Source organism: Puerhibacterium puerhi (assembly GCF_009846865.1).
In the GTDB taxonomy this organism is placed as follows: domain Bacteria; phylum Actinomycetota; class Actinomycetes; order Actinomycetales; family Cellulomonadaceae; genus Puerhibacterium; species Puerhibacterium puerhi.
In genome coordinates this window covers 1-9,092 of the sequence record NZ_WUWN01000072.1, presented here as the reverse complement: position 1 = coordinate 9,092, position 9,092 = coordinate 1, and the positions used below count along the sequence as shown (strand labels likewise).

Annotated in this window: 8 protein-coding genes, 1 pseudogene and 1 riboswitch; of the genes and pseudogenes, 5 read left to right on the top strand and 4 right to left on the bottom strand. The window is 75.6% G+C overall.

The features are described 5' to 3' along the window. Together GSF02_RS17970 and holA are read left to right on the top strand one after the other, a co-directional pair. Window positions 1-1,031 (top strand): ComEC/Rec2 family competence protein (locus GSF02_RS17970; RefSeq protein ID WP_159798736.1); only part of this gene is annotated, 1,031 nt, incomplete at its 5' end. Between the two features lie 43 nt (window positions 1,032-1,074). Continuing rightward, window positions 1,075-2,106 (top strand): DNA polymerase III subunit delta, encoded by a 1,032-nt coding sequence (holA, locus tag GSF02_RS17965; protein WP_159798735.1) that lies wholly within the window; start codon window positions 1,075-1,077, stop codon window positions 2,104-2,106. Window positions 2,107-2,213: 107 nt separating this feature from the next. Here holA and rpsT read toward each other — a convergent pair whose 3' ends face one another. The 4 genes from rpsT to GSF02_RS17945 form a co-directional block, all read right to left on the bottom strand. Continuing rightward, on the bottom strand, window positions 2,214-2,474 hold the full coding sequence (gene rpsT, locus GSF02_RS17960; RefSeq protein ID WP_159798734.1) for a 30S ribosomal protein S20: 261 nt from the start codon (window positions 2,472-2,474) through the stop codon (window positions 2,214-2,216). 256 nt (window positions 2,475-2,730) lie between these two features. Further along, window positions 2,731-3,321 (bottom strand): type II toxin-antitoxin system PemK/MazF family toxin, encoded by a 591-nt coding sequence (locus GSF02_RS17955; RefSeq protein ID WP_159798733.1) that lies wholly within the window; start codon window positions 3,319-3,321, stop codon window positions 2,731-2,733. A gap of 27 nt (window positions 3,322-3,348) precedes the next feature. After that, complete coding sequence (locus GSF02_RS17950; protein WP_159798732.1) at window positions 3,349-4,098, bottom strand: maleylpyruvate isomerase N-terminal domain-containing protein; 750 nt, start codon at window positions 4,096-4,098, stop codon at window positions 3,349-3,351. 92 nt (window positions 4,099-4,190) lie between these two features. Then, on the bottom strand, window positions 4,191-4,757 hold the full coding sequence (locus tag GSF02_RS17945; RefSeq protein ID WP_159798731.1) for a type 1 glutamine amidotransferase domain-containing protein: 567 nt from the start codon (window positions 4,755-4,757) through the stop codon (window positions 4,191-4,193). Between the two features lie 222 nt (window positions 4,758-4,979). On the opposite strand from GSF02_RS17945, the gene lepA reads away from it, so the two are divergent. The 3 genes and pseudogenes from lepA to GSF02_RS17930 all read left to right on the top strand — a co-directional run. After that, a complete protein-coding gene (lepA, locus tag GSF02_RS17940; RefSeq protein ID WP_328799042.1) occupies window positions 4,980-6,848 on the top strand; it encodes a translation elongation factor 4 in 1,869 nt (622 codons plus the stop codon). Beyond that, complete coding sequence (gene hemW / locus GSF02_RS17935) at window positions 6,848-8,119, top strand: radical SAM family heme chaperone HemW (RefSeq protein WP_159798730.1); 1,272 nt, start codon at window positions 6,848-6,850, stop codon at window positions 8,117-8,119. The genes lepA and hemW overlap by 1 nt, the downstream gene beginning before the upstream one ends. Before the next feature lie 80 nt (window positions 8,120-8,199). Continuing rightward, window positions 8,200-8,303, top strand: a riboswitch (SAM riboswitch). 9 nt (window positions 8,304-8,312) lie between these two features. Next, a pseudogene (locus GSF02_RS17930) lies at window positions 8,313-9,092 on the top strand (epoxyalkane--coenzyme M transferase); the annotation flags it as partial.

Here is a 9,092-nt window from a genome sequence, read left to right as displayed (position 1 = left end):
CGGCGTGGTCGCGGGCCGCGGCGGCGCGCCGCCGCGCGGGCCTGGCGACGCGGCGCGAGCGGGCGGCTGCGGCGGGAGCGCTCGTCGTCGTCCTGCTCGTCGTGTCGGGGGTGACGACCGCTGCCGTGCGGACGGTCGCGTCGGGCGGCGTGCCCGGCGACTGGAGCCTCGCGGCGTGCGACGTCGGCCAGGGCGACGCGCTGGTCGCGCGCAGCGGCCCGCGCTCGGCCGTGGTCGTCGACGTCGGCCCGGACGGCTCCGCCGCCGGGCGGTGCCTCGACGCGCTCGGCGTCGACCGGGTGGACCTGCTCGTGCTCAGCCACTTCCACGCCGACCACGTCGGCGGGCTGCCCGCCGTGCTGCACGGGCGTGAGGTGACCGGCGCGCTGGTGTCCCCGGCCGCCGAACCGGCGGGACAGGCCCGCCGCACGCTCCAGGCGCTGCAGGGTGCTCGGGTGGCGGCCCGGGTGCCGGCCGCGGGGGAGTCCGGCACCGCCGGCGTCACCGGCTCCGACCGCCGGGTCGAGTGGCAGGTGCTCGGTGCCGGCAGCGCCGCCCTCGGGCCCCGGCCCGAGGCGGCCGGGCCGGGGGGTGCGGGCGACGGGGGCGCCCGCCCCGGTGGTGGCGGCGAGGAGGGCGACGGGGCCAACGACGCGAGCCTCGCCGTGGCGCTGCGCGTCGTCGGGCCCGGCGGGACCACGGACGTCGTGACGCTCGGCGACCTCGAGGAGGCGGGGCAGGAGGCGCTGCGCGCGCGGGTCGAGCGGTCGGGGCCGCCCGGCGTGCTCGACGGCGTCGACGTCGTCAAGGTGGCGCACCACGGCTCGGCGTCGCAGTCCGACGCCCTGGCCGCGCTGCTGAGCCCGCGCGTGGCGCTCGTCAGCTCCGGCGTCGACAACACCTACGGGCACCCGACCGACCGGGCGCTGACGCTCTTCGAGGGTCTCGGTGCGGCGGTGGTGCGCACCGACCGCTGCGGCACCGCCGTCCTGGTGCAGCGCTCCGGCGGGCTCGCGCTGGCGTGCCGGTGACCCGGCGCGCAGGGGCGTGGGCGGCACGTGGCAGAGTGGGCGCGTGCCTCCCGCAGCCCCCACCACCGGCCGCCGCTCCGGCGGCGCCCGCAAGGCGCCCGCCGGCAACGTCCGCTCCTGGGACGAGCCCGCGCTCGCCCCCGTCGTCCTGGTGCGCGGACCGGAGGACCTGCTGCGCGAGCGGGCGGTCGAGGGCGTGCTGCGCCTCGCGCGGGAGCGTGACCCCGAGACCGAGAAGGTCGAGCTCGAGGGCGCCACGTACGGGGCCGGCATGCTGCAGGTCGCCGCGAGCCCGTCGCTGTTCGGGGAGGCGAAGCTCGTCGTGGTCGCCGGCGCCGAGGCGGGCACCGACGAGCTGTACGCCGACCTGCTCGACTACGTCGGCGCGCCCGACCCGGAGACCACGGTCGTGGTGGTGCACGCCAGCGGGCAGCGTGGCAAGAAGATGCTCGACACGGTCGTCGGGTCGGGCGCCCCCGTGCTGCAGTGCGACCCGATCGCCCGGGACGCGGAGAAGGCGGACTTCGTCGTGCGCGAGCTGCGCGCCGCCAGGCGCCGCGCCGAGCCCGAGGCCGTCCGGGCGCTCGTCGACGCGCTGGGTGCCGACCTGCGCGAGCTCGCCGCGGCCGTCGCCCAGCTCGTCTCCGACACCACGGGCATCATCACGGCGCCGCTGGTCGACCGCTACTACGGCGGCCGGGTGGAGGCCACCGGGTTCAAGGTGGCCGACGCGGCGGTCGCGGGCGACGCCGGCACCGCCGTCGCGCTGCTGCGCCACGCGCTGGCGACCGGGGCGGACCCGGTACCGCTCGTGGCCGCGCTCGCCATGCGCCTGCGCACGCTGGCCAAGGTGGCCGCGATCCGCGGCGGCGGCGTCACGGCGCGCGAGCTCGGGCTGCAGGACTGGCAGGTCCGCAACGCGCAGCGCGACCTGCAGCGCTGGACCCCCGAGGGGCTCGCCGCCGCCATCACCGCCGTCGCGCAGGCCGACGCCGACGTCAAGGGCGCCGGGCGCGACCCCGTGTTCGCGGTCGAGCGGGCGGTGCTGACGATCGCCCGGGCCCGGCGCCGCTGACCCGCGCCCCGGGCCGGTCGGCAGGCCGAGACGGAGGCGCCGGGGACGACGAAGGGCGCCGCTCCCGCGGGAGCGGCGCCCCCGACGTCTCTGTGCCGTGCGGCGGCTCAGAGGGAGTTGACAGCCTTCGCGATGGCCGACTTGCGGTTCGCGGCCTGGTTCGCGTGGATGACGCCCTTCGAGACAGCCTTGTCGAGCTTCTTCGAGGCGGTCGTCAGCGCGGCCTGCGCGGCGTCCTTGTCGCCGGCGGCGACGGCCTCGCGGACGCGACGGATGTGCGTCTTCAGCTCCGACTTGACGGACTTGTTGCGCAGACGAGCCTTCTCGTTCGTCTTGATGCGCTTGATCTGGGACTTGATGTTTGCCACTGGTGGACTTCCTGGTGTGTTCGCCTGCCGGCGAGCGGATAGGTCGTAGAGGGCGGTCACAGCTCCGGGACTGGGGTGGGGAACCCGTGGAGAGGAACTGCGACTGTGCCCGCCGACCTGGGCGGACACGCAACCACCAACGATAGCAAACGTCGGCGCGCGCCGGGAACCCGGCAGTGCCGGCGCCGGCGGTGGCTAGGGAGGCGGCTTGGGAGGCGGCTTGGGAGGCGGCTTGGGAGGCGGCTCGGGAGGCGGCTCAGCGCGCCTGCGGCACGGCTGCCACGACCTGCCGGAACAGCGCCTCGTCGAGCATCGCGCCCTCCCGGCGCACGGCGTCCGGGGCCACGCGGATCACCCGGTTCAGCCGCACCTCGCTGGGGCGGCGCTGCCGGTCCCACGCCCCGGTGCCGACGTCCATCCACTGCCGGCCGTCGCGGGCCTCCTGCTCGGCGTCGCCGTCGTGGTCCTTGCTGGTCAGCTGCAGGGCCAGCAGCCACGGCCCGTCCCGGCCGACCAGCAGCACGGGCCGGTCCTTGCCCTGCGTGTGGTCCTCCTCGTAGGGGACCCAGGTCCACACCACCTCGCCGGGGTCCGGCCGGGCGTCGTTGTGCGGCGCGTACGTCGGGGTGAACCGGCCGGTGAAGTCGCCCGGGTAGCCGGTGGCGCCGGGGGCCGGCGCCGCGGGGGCCGGGACGGGGCGCGGGCCGGACCGGCGTGCCGGCGCCGGGCGCGTCGCCGCGCCGCCGCGGGGGCGGGCGGCCGTGCCGGACGGGCGCGAGGTCGTCGAGGAGGCCCGCAGCACCGCGCGCGCCACGCCCCACAGCAGATCGGTCCATCGCCTCGCCACGGCCGCCAGGCTACGCCCGGGGAGCCGTCACGGCGTCACGGGGCGGGCCAGGGCGTCCGCGACGGCGACGGGATCGCCGGTCACGGTTGCGTCGACGGTGTCGAGCGGGAGGCGGCGCCACAGGACGAGCGCCAGGTCACGGGCGGGCGCGGCGAGGGTGGCGGCCGGCCGCTCGGTGCGGTCGCGCCCGTCCTCGTGCGCCCCGAGCACCCACCGCTCGCCGGCGTCGGTGGCGTGCAGGGCCACGGTGCGGGGGAGCGGGGCGGCCCGGCCGAGGCGCACCTGCCGGGGCTCGAACATCGTCACGACCTCGTCCACGCCGTCGGCCCACACCGCCGGCCCCGCCGGGACGACCCCGTCGAGCACGCCGGGGGTGCGCGCCCCGGCCAGGGCGGCGTGGAGGTCGTGCAGGTGCACCAGCGTCTCGTGCACCTGGCGGCGGCGCCAGAACGACGCCGTCCCAGGCCCGGTCAGCGTGGGGCAGGGCGCGCCCGGGGCGAGGCCGGCGAGCGTCGCGTGCAGCGCGGCCGCGTGGGCCCGGTAGTGCGCGCCGAGCCGGCCGTCGCCGACCGGGAGGTGGTCCGGGCGAGCGGGGTCGCCGGTCGCCATGCCCGCCGCCCAGTGGTGGACGCCGGCCAGGTGGGCGACGAGCTCGCGCACCCGCCACTCGCCGATCCCGGGGACGGGCGCGCCCGGGCGGGCGCGGTCCACCGCGTCGGCGAACGCGGCCTGGAACGTGGCCAGGAGGTCGAGCTGGTCGAGCCGGTCGGTGCCCACGCGCGGACGCTAGCGCGCCTCGCGCCCGGGGCGGCGGTGACACGGCGACCCGCGGCGGCGCGTCCCGGCCCGGGACGCGCCGCCGGGTGCCGTCACTCCGTGGCCTGGGCCTCGAGCACCGTCCCGATCTCGCCGACGAAGTCGTCCAGGTCGTCCGGCGTCCGGGAGGTGACCAGCAGGTAGCCCGCGCCGTTGTCGCGGACGACCGACTTGTCCACCCACTCCCCGCCGGCGTTGCGCACGTCGGTGGCCAGCGACCAGTACGAGGTGAGCGTCGCGCCGCGCACGACGTCGGCCTCCACGAGCGCCCACGGGCCGTGGCAGATGGCCGCGATGGGACGCCCGGAGGCGGCGAAGGACCGGACCAGGTCGACGGCGGGGCGCTGCAGGCGCAGCGTGTCGGCGTTGATGGTGCCGCCGGGCACGAGCAGCAGGTCGAAGCCGTCGGAGTCCGCGGCGTCCAGGGTGGTGTCCGCGGTGACCACGCGGCCCGGGTTCTTGTCGCCGGTGAGCGTCTGGACCTCGCCGGGCTCGGCGGCCGCCACGGTCACCTCCGCGCCCTGCTCACGCAGCCGCTCCACGGGGACGACCAGCTCGTCTTGCTCCACGCCGTAGTTCGTGACGATCGCCAGGACGCGCTTGCCGGTCAGGTGTGCCATCGGTGTGCTCCTTCCGTGCTGGGGTCGTCCGACCGTAGGCACGGCCGCCGGGACCTCGCAGCCGGGACCTCGCAGCCGGGACCTCGCAGCAGGCTCGGTGCACGCGGATGCCGGTGCACGCGTGGGACAATGGCCGGGCCCGCCGCTCGCGGGGCCGCGCCGACCCCGGCCCGGCCCACGGCGCCGGGCGCCCCCCGCCAGACGAGACGGAGCCAGATCGCGTTGCCCATCCCCGGACCCGCGCTGAGCGCGAGCATCGAGCCGAACGCCACCGCGCCCGAGCTCATCCGCAACTTCTGCATCATCGCGCACATCGACCACGGCAAGTCGACCCTCGCCGACCGGATGCTGCAGCTCACCGGCGTGGTCGAGGCGCGCGCCATGCGCGCGCAGTACCTCGACCGCATGGACATCGAGCGCGAGCGCGGCATCACGATCAAGTCGCAGGCCGTGCGCATGCCGTGGCAGGTGGACGACACCGCGTACGCGCTGAACATGATCGACACGCCCGGCCACGTCGACTTCACCTACGAGGTCTCCCGGTCGCTGGCCGCGTGCGAGGGCGCCGTGCTGCTCGTCGACGCCGCCCAGGGCATCGAGGCCCAGACCCTCGCCAACCTGTACCTGGCGATGGAGAACGACCTCGAGATCATCCCGGTGCTGAACAAGATCGACCTGCCGGCGGCGCAGCCGGAGAAGTACGCCGAGGAGCTCGCGAACCTCGTCGGCGGCGACCCGGCCGACGTGCTGCGCGTCTCGGGCAAGACGGGCGAGGGCGTCGAGGCGCTGCTCGACCGCATCGTGCGGGACGTGCCGGCTCCCGTGGGCGACCCGGACGCCGCGGCCCGCGCCATGATCTTCGACTCGGTCTACGACATCTACCGCGGCGTCGTGACGTACGTGCGCGTCATCGACGGCAACCTCAGCCCGCGCGAGCGCATCGTCATGATGTCGACCCGGGCGCAGCACGAGCTGCTGGAGATCGGCGTCATCTCCCCGGAGCCGAACCCGACCAAGGGGCTGGGCGTCGGCGAGGTCGGCTACCTGATCACCGGCGTGAAGGACGTGCGCCAGTCCAAGGTGGGCGACACGGTCACCAACGCGGGCAAGCCCGCCACCGAGGCGCTCGGGGGCTACAAGGACCCCATGCCGATGGTCTTCTCGGGCCTGTACCCGGTGGACGGCTCGGACTACCCGGTGCTGCGCGACGCCCTGGACAAGCTCAAGCTCAACGACGCCGCGCTCAACTACGAGCCGGAGACGTCGGTGGCGCTCGGCTTCGGCTTCCGCGTGGGCTTCCTCGGCCTGCTGCACCTGGAGATCGTGCGCGAGCGCCTCGAGCGCGAGTTCGACCTCGACCTGATCTCCACCGCGCCGAACGTCATCTACGACGTGGAGCTGGAGGACCGCACCCCCGTGCGCGTCACCAACCCGTCGGAGTTCCCCGCGGGCAAGATCCGCGAGGTGCGCGAGCCGGTCGTCAAGGCCACGATCCTCACGCCGAGCGAGTTCGTCGGCACCGTGATGGGCCTGTGCACGGAGCGGCGCGGCGCCATGCAGGGCATGGACTACCTGTCCGAGGACCGCGTGGAGCTGCGCTACACGCTGCCCCTGGCGGAGATCGTGTTCGACTTCTTCGACCAGCTCAAGTCGCGCACGCGCGGCTACGCGTCGCTCGACTACCAGGAGGGCGGCGACCAGGTCGCCGACCTGGTCAAGGTCGACATCCTGCTGCAGGGCGAGAAGGTCGACGCGTTCAGCGCGATCGTGCACAAGGACAAGGCGTACGAGTACGGCGTGGCGATGACCGCCCGGCTCAAGGAGCTCATCCCGCGCCATCAGTTCGAGGTGCCGATCCAGGCCGCCGTGGGCGCCCGGGTGATCGCCCGCGAGACGGTGCGCGCGATGCGCAAGGACGTGCTCGCCAAGTGCTACGGCGGTGACATCAGCCGCAAGCGCAAGCTGCTGGAGAAGCAGAAGGAGGGCAAGAAGCGCATGAAGAACATCGGGTCCGTCGAGGTCCCGAAGGACGCCTTCATCGCTGCCCTCTCCAGCGACTCCGCCAAGGACGCCAAGGACAAGAAGAAGTAGTGCCTGCCCTGCCCGACGGCGTCCCCGTCCCGGCCGACGGCGCCCTGCCGGCCTGGACGGCGGACGCCCCGGACGCCCCGCGCACCGGGGCGTTCGGCGTCTACGTGCACGTGCCGTTCTGCACGGTCCGGTGCGGCTACTGCGACTTCAACACCTACACCGCCTCCGAGCTCGGCGGCGGTGCCTCCCAGGTCGCGTACGCGACGACGGCGCTGCGCGAGGTCGAGCTGGCCCGCAAGGTGCTCGCCGACGCCGCGGTGACGCCCCGCCCGGTCAGCACCGTGTTCTTCGGCGGCGGCACGCCCACCTCGCTGCCGGCGGCCGACCTGGTGCGGGTCCTGGCCGGCGTGCGCGACGCGTGGGGGCTGGCCGACGGCGCCGAGGTGACCACCGAGGCCAACCCCGACTCCGTGACCCCCGCGTCCCTGCAGGAGCTGGCCGACGGCGGGTTCACCCGCGTGTCGTTCGGCATGCAGTCGGCGGTGCCGCACGTGCTGGCCACCCTCGAGCGCACGCACGACCCGCGGCGCATCCCCGACGTCGTGCGCTGGGCCCGCGACGCCGGCCTCGAGGTGTCCCTGGACCTCATCTACGGCACCCCGGGGGAGTCGCTCGAGGACTGGCGCGCGTCCCTCGAGGCGGTGCTGGCCACCGGCGTCGACCACGTCTCGGCGTACGCGCTGGTCGTGGAGCCGGGCACGAAGATGGCGGCGCAGGTGCGCCGCGGCGCGGTGACCCTGCCGGACGAGGACGACCAGGCCGCCAAGTACGAGCTGGCCGACGAGCTGCTCGCCGCCGCCGGGTTCGAGTGGTACGAGGTGAGCAACTGGGCGCGCGGCGCCGGCCGCGCCTGCCGCCACAACCTCGCCTACTGGCGCGGCGACGACTGGTGGGGGATCGGCCCCGGTGCGCACTCCTACGTCGCGGCCGGCACCGCCGGCACCGCGGGCGACGCCGCCGGGGCGGGCGTGCGGTGGTGGAACGTCAAGCACCCGCGGCGCTACGCCGCGATGCTCGAGGCCGGCGGCTCGCCCGGGGCCGGGCGCGAGCTGCTCACGCCCGCCGAGGCGGCGCTCGAGCGGGTGCTGCTCGGTGTCCGGCTGCGCGAGGGCCTGGACCTGCGCGTGCTGTCCGACGCCGGGCGGCGGGCGGTCGCGGGCCTGGTGGCCCGCGGGCTGCTCGACGGCGTCGCCGCGGTCAAGGGCCGGGCGCTGCTGACGCTGCGGGGCCGGCTGCTGGCCGACGCGGTGGTGCGCGAGCTCACCGACTGAGCCCACCGGCTGAGACGGAGGCGCGTCACACCGCCGCGGATCGCCCCGGCGGGCGCTGCGACGTGGTCTGATAGGGCCGACCACCATCCAGAGCGGCCGAGAGACCTGGCTCGACGACGCCGCAGCAACCCGGTGGGCCGCCCCGCGCGGCCACCCTCGGTGCTACCGCCAGGACCGATGGAAAGGACCCGTCATGCTGCGCAGCACCGACCGCATCCTCACGACGCACGTGGGCTCCCTGCCCCGCAGCCCCGAGCTGCTGGCGGCCAACGCCGCCCGCGCCGCGGGCGACCTGGCCCCCGAGCAGCACCACAAGGCGCTGGGCGACGCCGTCGCGGACGTGGTGCGCCGCCAGGTGACCGCCGGGATCGACGTGGTCAACGACGGCGAGTACGGCCACGCCAGCACCCAGTCGGTCGACTACGGCGCCTGGTGGACCTACTCCTTCGACCGCACCGGCGGCCTGGAGCTGGTCGACGACCCGGACTTCACCACCCCCAGGCGGTCGCGGCCCGGGGCCGTGGAGCTGACCAGCTTCCTGGACCGGCGCGACTTCGCGGCATTCGCCGCGGCCTACGGCGACCCGCGCTCGGGCATCCACCTGGCCGACCCGGACCTGCCGCCGCCGGCGTTCCCCACCGCGACCGGCCCGCTGACCTACACCGGCCAGGACGACGTCGCGGCCGACGTCGACAACCTCACCCGGGCGGTGCGCGAGACCGGCGCCGCGGAGGGGTTCGTCGCGGCGCTGTCGCCCGGCTCGGCCGCGCGCATCTCCAACCGGTACTACGCCGGCGAGGAGGAGTTCCTGTACGCCTGGGCCGACGTGCTGCGCCAGGAGTACATCGCGATCCTGGACGCCGGGCTGGTGCTGCAGATCGACGACCCGTCGCTGGCCGAGTCGTGGGACCAGGTCAACCCCGAGCCGGCGGTCGAGGACTACCAGCGCTGGCTGCAGGTGCGGGTCGAGGCG